Origin of the sequence: Kribbella sp. NBC_00709 (assembly GCF_036226565.1) — a bacterium.
Lineage (GTDB): Bacteria > Actinomycetota > Actinomycetes > Propionibacteriales > Kribbellaceae > Kribbella.
Window position 1 is genome coordinate 6933590 of record NZ_CP108996.1, and the last position, 18705, is coordinate 6952294.

An 18705-nucleotide genomic window follows, 5' to 3' on the forward strand; every position below is an offset into this window, starting at 1 on the left:
CTCTGGTGTCACGGGATCTCCGGATGCAACAACTGTCAGGTGCCTGAACTCCTCCGCGATCCCCTCGAGCGCGCCCTCGCCTCCGCCGTGGCCGCGATGTCGCTGTCCCGCGGAATGTTCTTCGCCGTCAGCGCCCTCTACTTCACCCGCGGAGTCGGCCTGTCCGCCGCGGTCGTCGGGATCGGTCTCACTGTCGCCGGAGGGGTCGGCGTCCTGGCGTCGTACGCCGGTGGTCGACTGAGCGACCGCTACGGAGCCGATCGGCTCCAGCAATGGGCCTTGGCAGCGAACGGAGCCGCGCTGCTGGCGTACGCCCTGGCCGGCAACCTCGTCAGCTTCGTACTGGTCGCGGCCTGCGTCTCCGCCACCCGCGGCCTGCAGAGCACCGCACAGATGACGTTGCTCGCCCGCTGGTACGTCGGCCCGGAGCGGGTCGCTGTCCGCGCCCGGCTGCGGGTGGTGATGAACGTCCTCATCGGAGTCGGCACCCTGCTCGCGGGACTGGCTCTGGTGGCCGACACCACGATGGCCTACCGCCTGACAGTCGTACTCGTCGGCGCGATCACGATCCTCGGCACCATCCCATTGATCGGCCTGCGCCGCAGGGTCCCCGGGCTGGCTGCACGGATGGACGCCGCCAGCAGTGCCAAGGCGTTAGGCGGACAGTCCCCGCTACGGGATCGCACGTACGTCGCCTCGACAGTCCTCAACGCCATCCTCGCGATCCACTTCGGACTGACCACGGTCGGCGTACCGCTGTGGGTGGCGGACCACACCCACGCCCCGACGATCGTCGTATCCGCGCTCCTGCTCGTGAACACCGCCTACGTGGCGCTCTTCCAGGTCCGCGCCTCCCGCGGCACACAGAACCTGCGCACCGCCGGGCGATCCGTACGCCGAGCCGGCTTCTTCCTGCTCGCTGCCTGCGTGCTGTTCGCCGTAGCAGGCCAGCTCGGCGCGGCGGCAGCAACCGCCGTACTGTTCCTCGCTGCCCTAGCCTCCTCCGCAGCCGAGACACAAGGCGAAGCAGGCGGCTGGGGCATGGCCTTCGAACTGGCCGACCCCACCCGCGCCGGCGCCTACCAAGGCCTCAGCCAAACCGGCAACGCACTAGCCCTGATGCTCGCCCCAGCCGTTGTCACCACAACCGCCATCGACCACGGCATACCAGGCTGGATAGCCCTAGGCGCACTGTTCGCAATCACCGGCACAGCAACCGCCATACTCGCCAACCACGCCGCCACACGGAGAGATCAGCACAACACCCCCGTCCTCACCTGATGCTCAGACGCCGCTCCCATCCACCCGTGCGACCACCCCGGTCTGGCGCCCCATGCGTTCCCTTCAGGCAGGCCGGGATGCCGGGTTCCAGTCATCGCGTACACGTCAACTCCCCGTCCCGCCGAACGCCTTGATACCTTCCCGGCGTCGTGATGGTCTGCGGACCCGCCACCATCAACCCCCACCCGAGTAGATGAGCTGCCAGCAAGCTGCTGATACGTCCGCTCGTGAGGACAACGCGGTACGAGAAAGGCCGGTCCCTAGGGGACCGGCCTCAGTGATTTCCGGGTGGGCGATACTGGGTTCGAACCAGTGACCTCTTCGGTGTGAATGCGGATTCTTCGTAGCAAAGGGTCCTGTGTCGCTCTCTACACCTCCAGAGGGACGTGTTGGCGATGCATGCAAGTCACCGAACGCGCCGGGCTCGCTGCCTCTTTGCTGCCTCGGTCCGCTAACTGGTCTAGCCGCGAGATAGCTGCGATGTCATGCTTCTCTGATGACAGAGAGCGACGCCGAGTCAGGGGATCGAGGCGGGTGGCGCTGTGCCAACCTGTGGGCTCGGGAAGACAACATCGACGGCAACCGAATCCGGCAGCTGCGCGTGCCCTCGAGCAGATTTGACAGGGTCTCAGGAGAGCCTTCAGCGCTGACAGTAAGTAACGAATATGGCGCCTGGGATGCGGCGACCGTAGACCGGCCGCTCGACGCGGGGGCGCTCTGGGTGAGGTTGCCGGTTGGCGCGAAGCCGGGCGACGGCTTGAGCCATGCGACGTGGAACGCGCCCGCCGCTCTCCAACTCCAGGATCCAGCAGACGTCCTAGCGTCATACGACGGTGCTATCGCGTTCTCCGGAGCCTCGGACTCACGACCAGGACTGCGGACTCCCCAGCTGGGCGCACTGCACGCGGTCCTCGGCTACTGGACCACGAATCAGAAGCAGCCCGCCACTGTGGTGATGCCGACCGGAACAGGGAAGACGGAGACGATGCTCGCCCTCCTGGTCGCAGCCAAGCCTGAGCGCCTGCTCGTGTTGGTTCCGTCAGACTCGCTGCGTGATCAGATCGCTGGGAAGTTTGAAACACTGGGTGTACTTCAGGAACTTGGCATCGTCTCGAACGTGGCAGCTCGGCCGGTTGTCGGCCGCGTCGCGCATGGGTTCTCATCAATCTCACAAGCTGTGACCTTTGCTGGAGCTTGTAACGTCATTGTCGCCACGCCTCAATCTCTAAGCGCGTCGGATCAAGATGCAATCGAGGCGATGGTGGGTGCTTGCTCGCATCTGTTCGTAGACGAGGCGCACCATGTGGCGGCGCGCACCTGGACCGACATTCGCGAGCGTTTTGCCGAGAAGAACGTGGTGCAGTTTACTGCGACACCGTTTCGCGAAGATGGAAAACATTTGCAGGGTCGGACCATCTACTCGTTCCCGCTGCGCGAAGCTCAAGCACAGAACTACTTCTCCAAGATCAACTACAAGTCAGTTATCGACTTCGACAACGTCGATCTTGCGGTCGCGACACAAAGTGTCGAGAGACTGCGTGCTGACCTAGACAGCAATTTTGATCATGTACTCATGGCGCGGGTGAGCGGAATCCCGCGCGCGATGGCAATACTTCCAATCTATCAACATATCGCGGCCGATCTAAACCCCGTAATCATCAACAGTCAGATGTCCAAGAAGCATCAGCGCGAGGCTCTGCGAGCCGTCCGCGCCCGTGACTCTCATATCATCATTTGTGTGAACATGCTCGGCGAAGGCTTTGACCTGCCTGCCCTGAAGATCGCGGCGGTGCATGATCCGCAGAAAAGTCTCGGGGTGACTCTGCAGTTCATTGGACGCTTCGCTCGGACCTCCTCAACGGGAAAGTACGGAGAGGCGTCGATGTTCGTCGCCAGGTCAGAGATGGATATTGACAGGCGTCTGCGGGAACTATACGCCGAGGACTCGGATTGGAATCTGATTGTCCGAGACCTATCGGAGGCCGCCGTCCAGGAGCAGCATGAGATAAGCGATTTTGAGGCTGGGTTCACGAGCCGGCCACCTGAAGTTGATCTGCGGAGTCTACTCCCGAAAATGAGCACCGTCGTCTACCGCGCTCCGACTGCAAAATGGGAGCCGCATAATGTTGTTGAATTCTTCGGTGAGGAAAACTTCTACACGTTTCCGATCGGGCTGAATCAGAGCGCTGGTGTCGCGTGGTTCGTGATTGAGAACAGAGACAAGGTCCGATGGGGCGACCTGAAGACAATCGAGGAGGTCTCATACCAGCTTTACGTTCTGTACTTTAATGAGCAGACCAAGCTGCTCTATATTAATAACTCGGCTAACGATGGAGTGTTCGAAGAGCTGGCGGAAGCTGTTCTCGGGTCAGGTGCGCAACGATTCACAGGCTCGAGTGTTTATCGAGCAATGGCCGACATTGACAGGCTTGTGCCAACAAACGTAGGTGTCCTCGACGCGCACAACCAGTTCCGTCGGTTCTCGATGCATGTTGGGCCGGACGTGACCGAGAGTTTCAGCCAGGCCGAGGCGAGCACAAAGTCTCAGACGAACATCTCCGGAAGCGGTTACCGTGACGGTGAAATCGTCAACATAAGTGCGTCGCTCAAGGGTCGGATCTGGTCGCACGCGACAGCCTCAACGATCAAGGAGTGGTGTGACTGGTGCGACTCCATTGGCAAGAAGTTGCTGGATGAAACTATCAGCATTGACAAGGTCATTGGGCAGTTCATTTTGCCTGAGGAGCTCACCTCGTTGCCAAGCGGCGTCTTGCTGGCAGTCGAATGGCCGTGGTTAGTGCACACGCTCCAGGCGGACAGCATGCGATTGTCACACGCCGGAAGCGTGTATCAGGCCGTGTTTACCGATTTGGTCCCTGAGGTAGGGCCGATTCAAGGAGCGTTTCGATTTACGGTCAGGAGTGGGAGTTGGTCGGTTCCGTATGAAGCGTCGGTGGAATCTGGTCGAATTGTGTATCGATGCACAGATAAGATCGAGATTGTAATTTTGCGTGCGGGATCTGAAGTGCGATTAAGTGATTGGTTAAACAAGTTCGGCCTCCTCTTCATTCTCGATGGCGATCGGATCATCGAGAATGACTTGCTGTATCAGCCGAAATGGGACAGGACGCCGTATGAGCGGCAGAAATTGACCGTCTTGGATTGGGGCGAGACCAAGCTAAACGTGGAATCTCAGACCCGTGACAAGCTTCAGGAATCGATTCAATACCGAGCGCTAGTTGAACTCCGGGCCGACACTGATCCCTGGGACTTGATTATAGATGACGATGGGAAGGGGGAAATCGCCGACCTGGTGGCGATGCGGATTGACCCTGAAGGCTTGCTGGTCAAGCTTATCCATTGCAAATACGCGCACGAAGGAAAGGTTGGCGCTCGTCTTGCTGACCTATACGAGGTCTGCGGCCAGGCGCAAAAGTCGGTGGTGTGGCGGCGCAGTGATCTCGGTCCATTTTTTCGGACGCTGCATGACCGGGCCCGCAAGAAGAATCAGCGAGACGGCGTGAGTCCGTTCGAGGTCGGCGACATTCGTAAACTCTATGAGGTGCGGGATAGGGCGACTATTCTCCGCCGCAGGATGGAGATCGTGATTGCGCAACCCGGTCTTTCGCGATCAAAGGCAACTATCCAGCAGCTTGATCTCTTGGCATCAACTGAGGCATATCTCAGAACGACGGTTAACGCACCGCTTGCGATCTGGTGCAGCGCTTGAGCCGTGCCGTATCAAATCTGTTTCTCTTCGAGCGCTGCAAAGATCCAGTCCCAACGGAAGGCGGATGCTATTTCGTTGCCCGTTCCGGATGCGACTGGCTCTGCTGCGGCTCTCGATCCATCATGTGGATCGACAATGGTCACGCCTGCGTACCGGAGCACCGCAAGCGATGCCAACCATGCCGGATGACCGGCTAGGTCATGCTTGGCGAACGGGGCAGCGGCCGTGGGGGTATGCGAGCCTAGTGACGCGCAGAGCGTTGTGAGCGCGTAGGTGTTGGCGTTGCCGTTGGCCCACGCGTTGAGGGTGTTGAAGGTCATGGGGACGACAGCGACGGCGTCGGGTGGTGGGGTGCGCTTCGGCTGGTCTGGGGTGCGGTTGCCGGTGATGACGCGGGTGTCGCCTAGGTCCTGGTCTGCGAGCCAGGGGAGGGCTGCTTCGGTGGGGATGACGTAGGGGTCCCAGCCGTTGGCTCGGGCGGCCTTGACGCCGTCAGCGGTGCGGGAGGCGAGAGGTGCCCCGCACACGACGATGTACAGGGTGCGGTTGGTCACGCGAGGACTCCTGCGCGGGTAGCGATGGCGGTCAGAGACGGGCTGGGCTTGCGGGAGCGGCGGAGTAGTTCTCGGACCAACTCACGGGCGATGGTGTGGTACTTGATCGACTCGGGAGCTACGCGCTCGGCGGCCTGGAGGTGAAGGATCGCTTCCATGTCGTTCTTGGCTTGGGTTTGCGCCCATGCCAGGTCGATGTGCAGGCGGGAGCGGCGGCCTTGGAGTCCGGCCGGCATAGCGTCGAGGTCGATCTCGGTCGCGACGCGCAGGACGTTGGACGGCTCTCCGAACTCGGCTGCGACCGAGGCGCGATGAATCAGGACGTTCGTGGGGCCGAATGCGGTCCACCAGTGGTTGCCGTCGTGCGCCAGGAGGTCTCCGAGCTGTCCGGCTGTCGTCAGCCGTTCGGTCGCTGTCGCACGGTCTGAGCGGCGGGCAGCGATGACGGAGGAGATGAGCCACAAGGAGCCAGCGAGCGACACGGCGTCTGGCGCGTCCGAACCGGTCATCGACATGAGACCTTCCGCCGATCGGACGGCGATCCGTTCCGCGTCGTCGGTGCGCTCGCTGCGGAGCAGAGCACAGACGACCTGGTATGCGGCGAGACCCTGTGCAGCCTTGGACTCGGCGGCCATAGCTGCGTGGGTGGCACGGTCGGCGGCAAGCCAGCCGAGCTGGTGTTCACCGACCTTCGTAAGGAGCTTGGCGGCGGCCGCGTAAACCGAGCATCGCGCTAGGTGGGTCTCCCTGCCATCGCGGCCTTGGTAGCCGTCGTACCCGTCGGCGGCGCGGATGAGGTCCGGGAGCATCGTTGTAGCTGTGTGGTAGTTGGCTGCCTGGTAAGCCTGGTGGACCTGCACAGAGCCGTTACGGAGCTGGGGGAGAGGCCACGGACTTGCTGGCTCACCCAGGAGATGGTGGTAGCTGGCCAGTTGGCTTCGGACGGCGTCGACGGCCTTGACGTGCTCCGGTGCGTCCGGCGCGAGGACCCACTCCCGGCCGATGAGGTCGGTTACGTCGATGCGCAGGACGGTTGCTAGGTCGTTCAGGGTGGACAGTCGATCGACACCACGAATGCCGCGCTCGACCTGGGACAGCCAGGAGCGCGACATTCCGATGAGTCCCGCCAGGGCGTCTTGCGACATGCCGCGTCGCTTGCGGTAGGCCCCGATGCGCTCACCTACGTGCATCTGCACTTCCCCTCGTTGATGTGGTCTCCCTAGTCAACCGCCGGTTAGCCCGAACAACGCGCACAAAAGTGCGCAGCCTGCCGAGTGCACATCAATCGATCGTTTCGCCTCGACGCTGGAGCCATGAACGAGCCGACCATTCAGGAGCTCACCCGCTTCGGTCCCGGTGCCGCTGGCGGGACGCCTTCCGCACGGGCAACTCTGCGGATGTACGCCGCTGTGAAGGGCGACAGCCGCTCCACCTCAGTAGGCGGCACGCCACCACGGAGCGCCGCGAGGACGGCGGTCAGCATCTCTGTCCGGGATTGCTCGTGGGCCGCTTCGGTCTCGCGATACCGCAGCGTGGCCGACTTCAACTCGTCGCGTAGATCAGTCACCCATCCAGGGTATCGCACCTCGCTTGCGCAACCATTGCTCAAGCGCTACCGTGGTGCGCACCTTAGTTTCGCTTCATGTTCTGGTCAGGCCCGACAGAGCGACGCCCCGGCGGGTGCAACCGCCGAGGCGTCAGGGCCGGTCCAGTCCCTTCACGAACAGGAGCACAACCCAATGAGCATCATCCACCTGTCGGCCGTCGCTAGCCACGAACCATCGGCAGCAGACCTCGCCGGTATCGAGCAGGAATGGCCGCTGATCGCGGCTGAGCTGGACCTGCTGGACGCGCAGATCGCGTTCATCAACGCCGGTCCGTACGCGTCGGCGCTGGAGACGCGCCGTGTCCGGCGCGCCGAGCGCCGAGTGCTGGACATCGGGCGGGAGCTGGCCGACCGCGAGCCGGAGACGGAGGACGCGGCATGACCGCGCAGGTTGCCGAGACCTCCGCGCCGATGCTCGTCCGGGTCGACCTCGGCTGGTGGAAGGTCGCGGGCTACGACCTGGTCCAGGTCTTCTCACCCCGTACGGCACTGGGAACGGCGTGGATCGTCTGGCGTGGCGATCACGTCTTGCACACCACCGACACGCTGCCGCACGCGGGTGGCTGGGTCGCTGACCAGCTCACCGGAGGTGAGGCGCGATGAGTACTCCGCTTCGTACGTCGTACCCGGTCCCGGTTGAGGACCTGATCCCGGCCGCACGCCGTCTCGCTGCCGAGCTGGGCGAGGTCCCGTCACAGAACCGGCTGATGAAGCACCTGCGAGTCGGTAAGGACAAGGCTAGGGCGGTACACGCCACCCTGATCGACGAGCGCACCGACGACCGCCCGGAGACGTACCTGCACTCGGTGCCGGACCCGGACGCGACCACCACCACGACCGCCACCACCGACACGGCGTCTGACGACGCTGCGGAGCGGATTCCGCAGGTCACGCCGCCCGCAGACCTGGTTCCTGCCGCCGACGCCGTGCCGGTCGAGCCGGTTCCCGCGGTTGCCGACGCGGGGGGCATCTCCCCAGCCGTTGAGGCGAGCACGGACACCACGCCTGAGACTGGGGACGAGATGCGCCCGCTTCGGTCGTGGCCGGTGCTGATGCTGGCCCTGCCCGCGTTCGTCGCGGTCTGGTCAGGGTGGGTCGGGCTCGGTGAGCTGACCGGATTCGGCGTCGTGCACCCCCTGCCGGGGATCGCGGACGGCTTCACGATCAACTCGGCGATCACGCTGCCGATCGGTGTCGAGACGTACGCGGCGTTCGCGCTGCGGGTGTGGCTGTCCGGCCGGGTCCCGGTCAAGGCGCGCCGATTCGCTAAGACCTCCGCGCTGGCCGCGCTCGCACTGGGCGCGCTGGGGCAGGTCGCTTATCACCTGCTGGAGGCCGCTGGCGTCACCCGTGCGCCGTGGCAGATCACCACTGTTGTTGCCTGCCTGCCCGTTGCCGTGCTCGGCATGGGTGCCGCGCTGGCCCACCTGATCCACACCCGCGAGAACGGGAGCCACTGACCATGACTGAGCCCATGAGCCACCAGAACAACGAGCTGCCCGACCCGATCGACCTGGACGCGCGCCGCGCCCGCCGAGACGACGACGTACCGGAGCCCGCGCAGGCCCCGGAGGAATCGGCCGGCGTGCTGGTGCCGCTGTCGGCGGGTGAGGTGGAGTCGATGGACACCGCCTACGAGATCGCGTTGGACGACACCGACGACGACCCAGCCACGGGCAAGGTCATCGTGCTGGTGGACACCCCCGGTCTGCCGGTACCGGTCGCAGCCGGACAGCGGCTGCCGATCATCCCGACCCATCTGCTCCCGCAGAACCTGCGCGCCACCACCACCCGCGCTCTGGCTCGTACTGGACACGTGACGGCGTTCCACGCGGTCCGATCGCCCTGGTACGCAACGAAGTTCGGCTGGTTCGCCGGGCGTGGTTTGTCGCGGCTGATCGGTAAGCAGATGCGGTGGTGGTGGGTCCCGAACTCGGTTGCGCTGGAGCAGAAGGCTGCCGACGCGGGGGAGCTGAAGGAGTGGGAGAAGATCCACCGCCAGCTCAAGGCCACGCGGATGTGGCGCGGTGGTGTGCTGGCGTTGCAGAACCTCGGGCTGCTGATCGGGCTGCCGATCGCGTGGAACGCGGCCCCGGCCGCTGGTCTCGCGGCTGTGGGTGCGGCTGCGGTCGCCGGGTTGGCGCACTACGGCCGCCCGGCCGGTCAGACCCTGGTCGGTACCGCTGTGGTCGCGCCCCGGTTCCGCAAGCTGAACTCAGACATCGTGTTGCGTGCCTACTACGCGGCCGGTCTCGGCAAGCAGGACAAGGCGGACCAGGAGGTGCGGTTCGGTTCCCAAATGTCGCGGGACGCACGCAATACCGGATCTCAGGTGGTCGTGGATCTCCCGTACGGCAAGGGCTGGTCGGACGTTGCCGGTGCGCGGGAGAAGATCGCTTCTGGCCTGGACGTGCACACCAATCAGGTGTTCCTGACCCCGGACAAGACCAGCTCACGCCGCCACACGCTGTTTGTCGCGGACCGGGACCCGCTGGCGGTCGCGGTGGGCCGGTCGGATCTGCTGGACTGCAAGCCGCGCTCGATCTGGGACCCGGTGAAGCTGGGCAAGGACGAGCGGGACGCGCTCGTCACGTTGTCGCTGATGTGGAACTCGCTGCTGGTCGGCGCGCAGCCCCGTAAGGGCAAGACGTTCTTTGCTCGCCTGGTCGCGTTGCACGCGGCCTCAGATCCGTACGTGAAGCTCATCGTTGCTGACGGCAAGAACTCCCCGGACTGGCTGGCGTTTAAGAAGATCGCCCACCGCACCGTGTTCGGCACCCACCCGAACCCGAACGACAACAACCCGATCGAGAACCTGCAAGCGATCCTGGACGAAGTCCTCGCCCACATCGACCGCGTCAACTCGATCCTCACAAGCCTGCCGGTCACGATGTGCCCGGACGGCAAGCTGACCAAGGAACTCGCTCGCGACCCGCGCTACCCGGACCTGCGGGTTTTGGTGATGGTGATGGAGGAGTTCCAGGTCTACTTCGAGACCGAGGACCAGGCGGTCAACAAGGAGATCGCGGCCAAGCTCTCCCGGATTCAGGCGGTCGGTCCGAGTGCCGGCGTCGTGATCGAGTCCAGCTCGCAGAAGCCGTCCGGTGTCGGCGCGGGTGATGTGGGGCGGTTGTTCAACCGGTACCGGGACAACCACTCGGTGCGGTTCGCGCTCAAGTGCGGCAACCGGCTCGTGTCCGAAGCTGTGCTCGGTGGCGACGCGTACGCCGAAGGGTTCGACGCCTCTGCCCTGCCGGTCGGAGACGAGTACCGGGGCGTCGGCTACCTGTACGGCGTCACCGACAACACCCCGACCGTGCGGTCGTTCCTGGCCGACGCGGCCGACGCGGACAAGATCCTGACCGCCGCGAGGAAGCGCCGCGAGCAGCTCGGCACCCTCACGGGCGAGGCGGCGGGCGAGGAGCTGGAGCGTGCCAGCCGTGACGTGCTGGCCGATCTGCTGGCCGTGATGGGGCCTGACGGCAAGGCGCACTGGGACACCCTCGCCGGACGCCTGACCAACCAAATGCCGGAGCAGTACGACGGCACGACCCCCGATGCGATCTCCGCTCAGGCCCGCGCGCAGGGCGTCCCGTCGGTGAACGTGAAGCGGGACGGCGTGGTCCGCAAGGGCGTCAGCGCCGACGACCTGCGCGCCGCCATGGCCCGCCGCGACGGCTCCGGCACCTAAGCCGCGGGCAACAGAGAGTAACCAACTGAACTGAGGGTGCGGGACTGGTGAAGTAGCGGCCCCGACGCTACCGGTAGCGGCTGCGCTACCCGTGCCGCTACCCCACAACCCAAACCTGACCAGGCCGTTCGCTCACGCGTAGCGAGTAGCGGCCACGGCTCCTCACGCCCAAAACAGCCCGTTGGAGGCTACCCATGCTGTCCCGCGCCGCTACCGCTATCCCTGCCGCCGCTACCCACGGTAGTGACAGCTCCGACGCCGTCGCTACCCTCACCGCCACCGTCCACACCGCCGGACAGGTCGCCACAGTCCTACTGATCGTGACCATCGTCGTCGGGTTCTACCTGTTCACCTGCCTGGTGTGGCCGTTCGGCAAGTGCCGTCGCTGCAAGGGCGTCGGCAAGTTCAAGTCCCCGTTCGGCAGCGCGTTCCGGCACTGCGGGAAGTGCGACGGCTCGGGGCTGCGGGTCCGGCTCGGACGCCACGTCATCAACCACATGCGCGCTGTCCGGGGCGCAGGCGAGAACTCCACCAGCAAGGGCGACAAGTGATGTGCGCCGCGCTGGACGGGCTCAGCCTGCACCCCGCCCGATCGCAATGGGTGGAGCTGTGGAACGGCAAGCAGGCTCTCGGCTGGGACTACTACGGGACTCCGGTGTTCCGGTTCCGGTGGGCACCTGCGGGGCTCGCCACCCGCCGCCAGCTCCGGGCGATGCGGATGTCTCCGGGCGGGCAGGAGCCGTACGCGCTGCTGGTGTGGCGCAACGGCAAGCGGTGGGCGTGGCTGTACCGGCTCGACCTCGCCAGACCTTCCCGCGTCCCGTCCCCGGCTCAGCTCAACGCCTTGGACAAGGCCATGACCGCGCGGCGGACCTGCGGGCTGTGCGGGCGGGTCCAGACCTACTGCATCCCGACCTCTGACGGTCGGTGCCTGACCTGCATTGACACCGCCAGCTACCCGACCGCTGCCTAAATCCACCTCGAGGAGGAACCACCCCTATGCACGACCTACTGACCGCCGCGCTCGCTGCGGCCGGTCGCGGCTGGCCGGTGTTCATGCTCGGTCGCTCCAAGCGGCCCGTTGCCAACTGCAACGACTGCCGCGACAACCCCCACGACCCTGCGACGTGCGGGCACCTGACGTGCCACGGGTTCTACGCAGCCACCACCGACCCCGAACGCGTGAGGCTGATCGTGGGCGCTGTACCGAGCGGCCAGCTTGCCGTACGAACAGGCGCTGCCTCTGGGCTGGTGGTGGTCGACGTCGACCCGGCTCATGGGGGAGCGGACAGCCTTGCCGACCTGGTCACGGGCCAGCTGGTGCCGCGCACGTTGTGGGTCGTCACAGGCTCGTTCGGACAGCACCTGTACTACCGCCACCCCGGCCGCGAAATCCCCTCACGGCCAATGCCGAACCGGCCCGGGATCGACATCAAAGCCGACGGCGGCTACGTCGTCCTCCCGCCGTCGATCCACCACCGCACCCACCAGCCCTACCGGTGGAGCGAGGGACTGTGCGAACCGATCGAGATGCCCCCCGCGCTGATCGACGCATGCCTACCCACCGCGCCGGCCACTTCCACCCGCAACCCGAGCGGCCCGATCCGGACCACGAAAGCGGGGGGCATCTCCAACCCTGACGGACTGCTCACCTCAACGCTGAACGCCGTCCGCAACGCAGCCGAGGGAAAGCGCCGAACGACGCTCTACGGGGCCGCGCGAGGCGTTGCGCGGATGGTCGCGGCCGGGGCGATCAGTCACGCCGACGCAATCGCCGCCCTGACCGACGTGGGGCAGCAAGTCGAGCAGACCGCCCGCGACATTCGAGCCGCTATCGCTGATGGCTTCCATGACGAAGGGATCGCCGCATGACCACCTCTACCGACACCCACAACGCCGAACCGGCGCAGCTGATCGATGGCGCGCAGCTGCTAGATGACGTGGCCGCGACCATCGGCCGGTACGTCATCTTGCCGAGCACCTCAGCGCACGTTGCGGTGGTGCTGTGGATCGCTGCCAGCCACGCCGTGAAGGCGTGGAACTGTGCGCCCCGGTTGGTGATCCGGGCGCCAGAGCGGCGGTGTGGAAAGTCGCGGCTGCTGGACATGGTGGAAGGGATGTGCCATCGGCCGTTGATGACCGTCAACGCGTCGCCGTCGGCCGTGTACCGGTCAATCGGCATGGCACCGTCCGATCCTCCGACGCTGCTGATCGATGAGGCCGACACGATCTTTGGCCCGAAGGCCGGGGAGAACGAAGACCTGCGGGGCCTGCTGAACGCCGGTCACCAGCGCGGCCGTCCGGCGCTGCGCTACGACGCCGGGACGAAGAACGTGGAGAAGATCCAGACGTTCGCCATGGCAGCGCTCGCGGGCATTGGTGCGATGCCGGACACGATCGAGGACCGCGCTGCGGTGATCCGGATGCGTCGCCGCGCGCCCGGTGAGCAGGTCGCGCCGTACCGGGTCCGGCGCGACGGTCCCGAGCTGGACGAGCTGCGCCAACTGCTCAACCAGTGGCTCGCCCCGCAGGTGATCGAGCTGACGAAGGCCGCGCCGGATATGCCGCTGGAGGACCGCGCTGCGGACACGTGGGAGCCGATGATTGCCGTTGCCGACCTGGCAGGTGGGCATTGGCCCCGAGCCGCCCGCAAGGCGGCTGTGGCGCTCACCAGCGACCGCGACGCGGGCGACGAGGGATCGACACCGACCCGGCTGCTGGCCGACTGCCGCACCGCGTTCCAAGACGCCGACGCGCTGCCCACCGCCGAGCTGCTCAAGCGGCTGCACAGCGACCCCGAAGCGCCCTGGGCGACGATCGGGAAGGCCGGGCTGACGGCGATGCGGATGGGCAACCTGCTGCGGGACTTCGAGGTCCACAGCGACACGATCCGGTTCCCGACCGGGCAGGCGAAGGGCTACTACCGCAGCGATTTCGTCGACGCGTGGAACCGCTATTGCCCCGAGCCGAAACCTGCCGGTGGGGAAGCCGTACCAGCCGTACCAGCCTCGTTGTCGCAGGTCAGCCCCGAGGAGGCTTCCGCCTCTGGTACGGCTCAAGCCGTACCACGCACTCAAGCCTCATTGACCCTGACCAGCCAAAACGAGGCTGGTACGGCTGGTACGCCTTGGGTCCCCAGAGCTGTCAGCGCCGACTCGACCTCTGGAGCCGCATGAAAAGCCAAGCACCTGTGCCGCACCTGATGCCCGTTCCGGACGACGAATCGACGGCGACCGTTCACGACTTCCGAGCCCTGGTCTACACGGTCCCTGAGGTCGCCCGACTGCTGGCCGTCTCGCGCAACACCGCCTACCTCATGGTCCGCACCGGACAGATTCCCGCGCGCCGCCTCGGCACCCGCTGGGTTGTGCCGCGCCGCGCATTCCACACCTGGCTTGACGCCACCCCGATTCCCGACGACACGGCAACCCTCGCGACCGCATCGAACTGGAGCTGACACCGAAATGGGCTACGTCCGAAAGACCCCCGCTGGAAGCTGGAAAGCCTGCTGGCGTGACGCCACCGGTCGCCAGCCGTCGAAGACCTTCCCGACTCGTCGGGAGGCGTCTGCCTTCCTGGCCACGATCGAATCAACCAAGCACACCGGTACGTACGTCGATCCGCACGCTGCACGACGCATCAAGTTCAGCACCTACGCCGCGCAGTGGATCGAGTCGCACAATGTCGAGCTGACGACGCGTGCACGGGATCTGTCCTTGCTCAAGAATCACGTGGTCGCGCACTGGGGTAACGCTCCGCTCTCCGCGATCGACCATTCGTCCACGCAGAAGTGGATTACCGCTCTTTCCCGTCAGCTGTCGCCGTCAACCGTTGGTGAATGCAACCGTCTGTTCAGTGCAGTCCTGAAGAATGCTGTCCGCGATCGGTTGATCGCAGTGAACCCAGCCAAGGACGTACGGCTACCGAAGAAGCGGCAGCAGGCGGGGGACAGGCAGACGATCAGCCGGGAGGAATTCACGACCCAACTCCTCCCGGCCGTCCCCGAGCGGCACCGAGCGATCGTCGCTCTTGCTGGCGGTACTGGACTGCGGTGGGGCGAATGCGTCGGACTCCGTTGGGAGTCGGTCGACCTAGTGGCCGGCACTCTGCGAGTCGAGCGCGTGGCCGTTGAGGTGAACGGTCATGTGACCCCGAAGCCCTACCCGAAGTCGCGAGCTGGGAGGCGCGTTGTCCCGGTTCCGTCGATGGTGGGCCGCCTCCTGGAGGAGTACCGCGAGCTCTACGGCACGGGGCAGGCGGGGGAGGTGTTCATCAACGAGGCGGGCACCCCGTTGAGGCGCACACTCTTCCGGGCTCGGATCTGGCGGCCGTCGCTCGTCCGGGCCGGACTGCTCGGCTGGGTCGCAGAGGACAGCGAAAAGTTCCGGGGCACCTGGCCGACCCCGACCGGAGACGAGACCGAGCTGTTCAAAACCAGGGCACAGGCGGTCAAAGCCGTGTCGCGCCACGCGGAAGGTGGGCTGCGGTTCCACGATCTCCGGCACTCGTACGCGTCATGGCTGATCACCTCGGGTGTGCCGGTTCCCGACGTACAGCGGGTGATGGGGCACGAGCGGCCGACGACGACGCTGATGATCTACACACATGTGCAGGGAGGCTCTCAGGAGCGGGTCCTTGGGGCTCTCGCTGCCTTTTCGCTGCCCGAAGAGGACTGAAACGAGAAGAGCGGGGACCTGGCGTCTGCCGGGTTCCCGCTCTGACCTGCGTGTTGTTCGGGTGGGCGATACTGGGTTCGAACCAGTGACCTCTTCGGTGTGAACGAAGCGCGCTACCACTGCGCCAATCGCCCGGATGATGGTGCTGATGTTTCGTATGGGGTGGTGCGGTGAAACCTTAGCGCATCATTGCAGCGACGATCTAATCGGGCCGGGCTACTCTTGCTGCAGGACGGAGATCCCGTCGCGTTGGAGACGTGATTGTGACTTTCTCGCACGACACCGAGCAGGCGCTCGGGACGCTGGTCCGGCTCGTCAACACCATGCCCGGACCGAACAGCCAGGTCGACTCACTGGAGATCCTCGAGGAACTGGAGAAGTTCGTCCAGGAGCGGGAGTTCAGTGCGGTCGACACGCTGACGGAGAAGGACCTGGCCGAGGTTCGCGATCTGCGGCCGCTGTTCGCGCCGGTGTTCACCACGGATTCCGATGCGTCCGCGGCGACGATGATCAACGCGATCATCGCGCGGGGTACGTCGACTCCGCGGCTGACCAACCACGACGGGCATCCGTGGCACATCCACTACTCACGCGCGGGCGCGTCGCTGGCGTGCCGGATCACGGTGGAGTGTGGGATCGCGCTTGCCCAGGTGATCTCCGCCGGCGAACGCGAACGCCTCCGCCGCTGCGAGGCGCCGGACTGCGACGACGCCCTCATCGACCTGTCGCGGAACCGCTCCAAGCGGTACTGCGACGCCCGCACCTGCGGCAACCGCCTGCACGTGGCGGCCTACCGCGAACGCCGTAAAGCCTCTGGCGAGTAGCCGGCGCGGATCCGCAGGCCATCACAATCGCGACGCACAGCCCCCTGCCTGCGGGCAGGGACCGGACGACGCCGATTGTGATGGCCTGGGGATCCGGGCTACGGATTGAGGTTCTCGGCTGAGCGTTCGGTGAAGATCTTCGCGACCTGGGCCGTGATGGTGCCGGGCGCAACGAGATCGCGCTCGTCGACGCGATGGATGCCCTGGACATCGCGGGTGGTCGATGTGAGGAAGATCTCCTCGGCCTCGAACAGCCGCTCCAGCGGTACGTCGCGCTCGACGCCGCCGAACCATTCGAGGACCAGGCCGCGCGTCACGCCGGCCAGCGCGCCCGACTCGAGCGTCGGCGTGACCAGCTCGCCGTCGTACACGCAGAAGATGTTCGACCCGGTGCCCTCGGACAGGTTGCCGATCGTGTTCGCGAAGATCGCCTCGCTGCCGCCGCGCTCCTTCGCGTAGGCGAGCGCGCGGACGTTCTCGGCGTACGACGTGGTCTTGAGGCCGGCGACCGCGCTGCGCTCGTTGCGGACCCACGGGACCGTGACGATCGCGGAGGGCGCGGACGGCCGCTTGATCTCCTGCGTCGCGACCAGGATCGTCGGCCCCGACGTACCGCGATCGGACGACAACGGTGAGACACCGCCGGTGTACGTGATCCGCAGCCGCCCGAACGGCATCGCGGGATCGACGACCGCCTCGATGCCGGCCTCGATCGCCGCGACGTCCGGCGTCGGCAGGCCGAGTCCGTCCGCGGAACGGACGAGTCGCTCGAGATGCCGCCGGACCGCGAACGGGCGGCCGTTCTCGACCTTGATCGTCTCGAAGACGCCGTCGCCGGTGGTCAGCCCGTGGTCGAGCGGCGAGACGGTCGCCTCGTCGTCGAGCAAGGCGCCGTTGAGCCAGATACGCATGTGGTGCTCCTTCCGCGCAACACCTTAGTGCGCAGGCGATCCGGTCCCGCGCGGCAGTCCGAAGGTGACCAGTTGATGACGGTACGTCGACGTGCGGGCGGACCCCGATTTTTGAACTCGACCGCAGATGGGCTAGTGTTCTTCTCGCGTCGGGGACACTGGAATCCGGTCGCACTGCGGACGTAGCTCAGTTGGTAGAGCGCAACCTTGCCAAGGTTGAGGTCGCCGGTTCGAACCCGGTCGTCCGCTCGGAGAGGGTTCGGCGGGCCAACTTCTCAGTGCCAGCTTTCTCAAAGCCAGCTTACTCAGTGGTGGAGTGGCCGAGAGGCGAGGCAACGGCCTGCAAAGCCGTGTACACGGGTTCGAATCCCGTCTCCACCTCGAGAACCTCAGGTCAAACTGAGTGTTACTTGGACGATTGGCGCAGCGGTAGCGCGCTTCCCTGACACGGAAGAGGTCACTGGTTCGATCCCAGTATCGTCCACGAAGGCGATAGGCGACCTGTGTCCGCGGAGAGCGCGGACCGGGTCGCCTTCGTTATTTGTGCGGCTGCGCTTCGCTTGCCGCGCGGCGGGGGCTTCGCCACCCGCACCCCCTGCGCCTTCGCTTCGCTCGGCTCCTGTGGCTGGGTTGGACGGTCAGCTCGGCGGCGGTGGCTGGGGTAGGCGGTCCGCTCACCGGCCAGGTCGGGGCTCGGCGGTCGGTTCACCGGCCAGGTCGGGGTTCGGCGGTCGGTTCACCCGTTGGGTTGGGCTGTGGGGTCACCTGTTCGGTGGGGTTGCCTGCTGGGTTGGTGGGTGGATGAAGCGGCGGCTGGTGTTGGGGGCGGGGGTGGTTTCTTGCATGCCGGCGGACTGCATTACGTGGGCTGAGGCTGCGTTCGTCGGGTGGCACTCACCCCAGAGGCTGGGGATGTCGCGGTCTCCATGGCAGTGGGCCAGGGCTGCCTTTAGGGCTTCGGTTGCGTAGCCGTAGGAGCGGTGGGACGGGAGTACTGCGTAGCCGAAGCTCCAGGCGGCTAGGGGGTCGTCGCTGGCGCCTAGGCCCAGCCAGCCGAGGACCTCTGCGTCGGAGCGGCGGGTGATGATCAGTTGTAGGTGGGTGCCGTCGCCAGGGTTGTTGGCGTGGGTATCCAGCCAGTCGCGGACGGCAGCTGGGTCTCGGGGGCCGTAGTCGTCCATGAAGCGGGCGACGCGAGGGTCGGTCCAGAGCGTGCACAGGGCGGCGTAGTCGGACTCGATCGGCCAACGGAGCTCGAGGCGGTCGGTCAGCACTGGCAGAGGCATCGGATCGGAAATTACAGGGATGGACGGTCCGGCTGCTACCGGTTATCCGCTGTATGATCCAGGTCAAACAGATGTACGATCTGGATCTAACAGGTGGGGACGGTGGATTGTGCGGGCATTGGAGCAGTCTTCGTTGGGCGGGCCGG

At 65.6% G+C, this 18705-nt stretch carries 18 protein-coding genes and 4 tRNA genes; 16 read left to right on the forward strand and 6 right to left on the reverse strand.

What is annotated here, in order from left to right:
* Positions 1 to 39 precede the first annotated feature (39 nt).
* Together OHA18_RS33895 and OHA18_RS33900 are read left to right on the forward strand one after the other, a co-directional pair.
* Positions 40 to 1281: an MFS transporter gene (locus OHA18_RS33895; RefSeq protein ID WP_328999427.1), complete on the forward strand. Its 1242-nt coding sequence runs from the start codon at positions 40 to 42 to the stop codon at positions 1279 to 1281.
* Positions 1282 to 1777: 496 nt separating this feature from the next.
* Entirely contained in the window at positions 1778 to 5011 is a 3234-nt protein-coding gene (locus OHA18_RS33900) for a DEAD/DEAH box helicase (protein ID WP_328999428.1), read from the forward strand.
* An 11-nt stretch (positions 5012 to 5022) separates the two neighbouring features.
* Here OHA18_RS33900 and OHA18_RS33905 read toward each other — a convergent pair whose 3' ends face one another.
* The 3 genes from OHA18_RS33905 to OHA18_RS33915 form a co-directional block, all read right to left on the reverse strand.
* Positions 5023 to 5565 (reverse strand): flavoprotein, encoded by a 543-nt coding sequence (locus OHA18_RS33905; RefSeq protein WP_328999429.1) that lies wholly within the window; start codon positions 5563 to 5565, stop codon positions 5023 to 5025.
* Entirely contained in the window at positions 5562 to 6755 is a 1194-nt protein-coding gene (locus tag OHA18_RS33910) for a helix-turn-helix domain-containing protein (RefSeq protein ID WP_329006182.1), read from the reverse strand. The genes OHA18_RS33905 and OHA18_RS33910 overlap by 4 nt, the downstream gene beginning before the upstream one ends.
* 140 nt (positions 6756 to 6895) lie before the next feature.
* The gene (locus tag OHA18_RS33915; RefSeq protein ID WP_184835070.1) at positions 6896 to 7132 is read right to left on the reverse strand and encodes a hypothetical protein; all 237 of its coding nucleotides are present in this window, start codon (positions 7130 to 7132) and stop codon (positions 6896 to 6898) included.
* A gap of 172 nt (positions 7133 to 7304) precedes the next feature.
* On the opposite strand from OHA18_RS33915, the gene OHA18_RS33920 reads away from it, so the two are divergent.
* The 10 genes from OHA18_RS33920 (at position 7305) to OHA18_RS33965 (ending at position 15538) form a co-directional block, all read left to right on the forward strand.
* The gene (locus tag OHA18_RS33920) at positions 7305 to 7553 is read left to right on the forward strand and encodes a DUF6284 family protein (RefSeq protein WP_328999432.1); all 249 of its coding nucleotides are present in this window, start codon (positions 7305 to 7307) and stop codon (positions 7551 to 7553) included.
* Entirely contained in the window at positions 7550 to 7774 is a 225-nt protein-coding gene (locus OHA18_RS33925) for a hypothetical protein (protein ID WP_328999433.1), read from the forward strand. Before OHA18_RS33920 ends, OHA18_RS33925 begins: the two co-directional genes overlap by 4 nt.
* Positions 7771 to 8631, forward strand: coding sequence for an ABC transporter permease (locus tag OHA18_RS33930; protein WP_328999434.1), 861 nt, complete (start codon positions 7771 to 7773; stop codon positions 8629 to 8631). Before OHA18_RS33925 ends, OHA18_RS33930 begins: the two co-directional genes overlap by 4 nt.
* Positions 8632 to 8633: 2 nt before the next feature.
* Positions 8634 to 10862, forward strand: coding sequence for a cell division protein FtsK (locus tag OHA18_RS33935; protein WP_328999435.1), 2229 nt, complete (start codon positions 8634 to 8636; stop codon positions 10860 to 10862).
* A gap of 194 nt (positions 10863 to 11056) precedes the next feature.
* Positions 11057 to 11413: a hypothetical protein gene (locus tag OHA18_RS33940; RefSeq protein ID WP_328999436.1), complete on the forward strand. Its 357-nt coding sequence runs from the start codon at positions 11057 to 11059 to the stop codon at positions 11411 to 11413.
* Positions 11413 to 11835 (forward strand): RRQRL motif-containing zinc-binding protein, encoded by a 423-nt coding sequence (locus OHA18_RS33945; protein WP_328999437.1) that lies wholly within the window; start codon positions 11413 to 11415, stop codon positions 11833 to 11835. The genes OHA18_RS33940 and OHA18_RS33945 overlap by 1 nt, the downstream gene beginning before the upstream one ends.
* Positions 11836 to 11861: 26 nt before the next feature.
* Positions 11862 to 12734 (forward strand): bifunctional DNA primase/polymerase, encoded by an 873-nt coding sequence (locus OHA18_RS33950; RefSeq protein WP_328999438.1) that lies wholly within the window; start codon positions 11862 to 11864, stop codon positions 12732 to 12734.
* Complete coding sequence (locus OHA18_RS33955; RefSeq protein ID WP_328999439.1) at positions 12731 to 14038, forward strand: DUF3631 domain-containing protein; 1308 nt, start codon at positions 12731 to 12733, stop codon at positions 14036 to 14038. Before OHA18_RS33950 ends, OHA18_RS33955 begins: the two co-directional genes overlap by 4 nt.
* On the forward strand, positions 14035 to 14319 hold the full coding sequence (locus OHA18_RS33960; protein ID WP_328999440.1) for a helix-turn-helix domain-containing protein: 285 nt from the start codon (positions 14035 to 14037) through the stop codon (positions 14317 to 14319). The genes OHA18_RS33955 and OHA18_RS33960 overlap by 4 nt, the downstream gene beginning before the upstream one ends.
* 7 nt (positions 14320 to 14326) lie before the next feature.
* Positions 14327 to 15538 carry a tyrosine-type recombinase/integrase gene (locus tag OHA18_RS33965; RefSeq protein ID WP_328999441.1) on the forward strand — a complete coding sequence of 404 codons (1212 nt, stop codon included), beginning with the start codon at positions 14327 to 14329 and terminating at the stop codon, positions 15536 to 15538.
* 62 nt (positions 15539 to 15600) lie between these two features.
* Here OHA18_RS33965 and OHA18_RS33970 read toward each other — a convergent pair.
* Positions 15601 to 15672, reverse strand: a tRNA-Val gene (locus tag OHA18_RS33970).
* A gap of 129 nt (positions 15673 to 15801) precedes the next feature.
* Here OHA18_RS33970 and OHA18_RS33975 point away from each other — a divergent pair.
* Positions 15802 to 16362, forward strand: a complete 561-nt coding sequence (locus tag OHA18_RS33975) for a CGNR zinc finger domain-containing protein (protein WP_328999442.1) — start codon at positions 15802 to 15804, stop codon at positions 16360 to 16362.
* Between the two features lie 98 nt (positions 16363 to 16460).
* Here the strand turns inward: OHA18_RS33975 and OHA18_RS33980 are convergent, their stop codons facing one another.
* On the reverse strand, positions 16461 to 17273 hold the full coding sequence (locus OHA18_RS33980; protein WP_328999443.1) for an aminotransferase class IV: 813 nt from the start codon (positions 17271 to 17273) through the stop codon (positions 16461 to 16463).
* 176 nt (positions 17274 to 17449) lie between these two features.
* Here OHA18_RS33980 and OHA18_RS33985 point away from each other — a divergent pair.
* From OHA18_RS33985 to OHA18_RS33995, 3 genes are all read left to right on the forward strand, one after another.
* Positions 17450 to 17522: transfer RNA gene (locus OHA18_RS33985), tRNA-Gly, on the forward strand.
* 61 nt (positions 17523 to 17583) lie between these two features.
* Positions 17584 to 17654 (forward strand) — tRNA-Cys (locus OHA18_RS33990).
* A 31-nt stretch (positions 17655 to 17685) separates the two neighbouring features.
* A tRNA-Val gene (locus tag OHA18_RS33995) sits at positions 17686 to 17757 on the forward strand.
* 277 nt (positions 17758 to 18034) lie between these two features.
* Here OHA18_RS33995 and OHA18_RS34000 read toward each other — a convergent pair.
* The gene (locus OHA18_RS34000; protein ID WP_328999444.1) at positions 18035 to 18559 is read right to left on the reverse strand and encodes a GNAT family N-acetyltransferase; all 525 of its coding nucleotides are present in this window, start codon (positions 18557 to 18559) and stop codon (positions 18035 to 18037) included.
* Between the last annotated feature and the right edge of the window lie 146 nt (positions 18560 to 18705).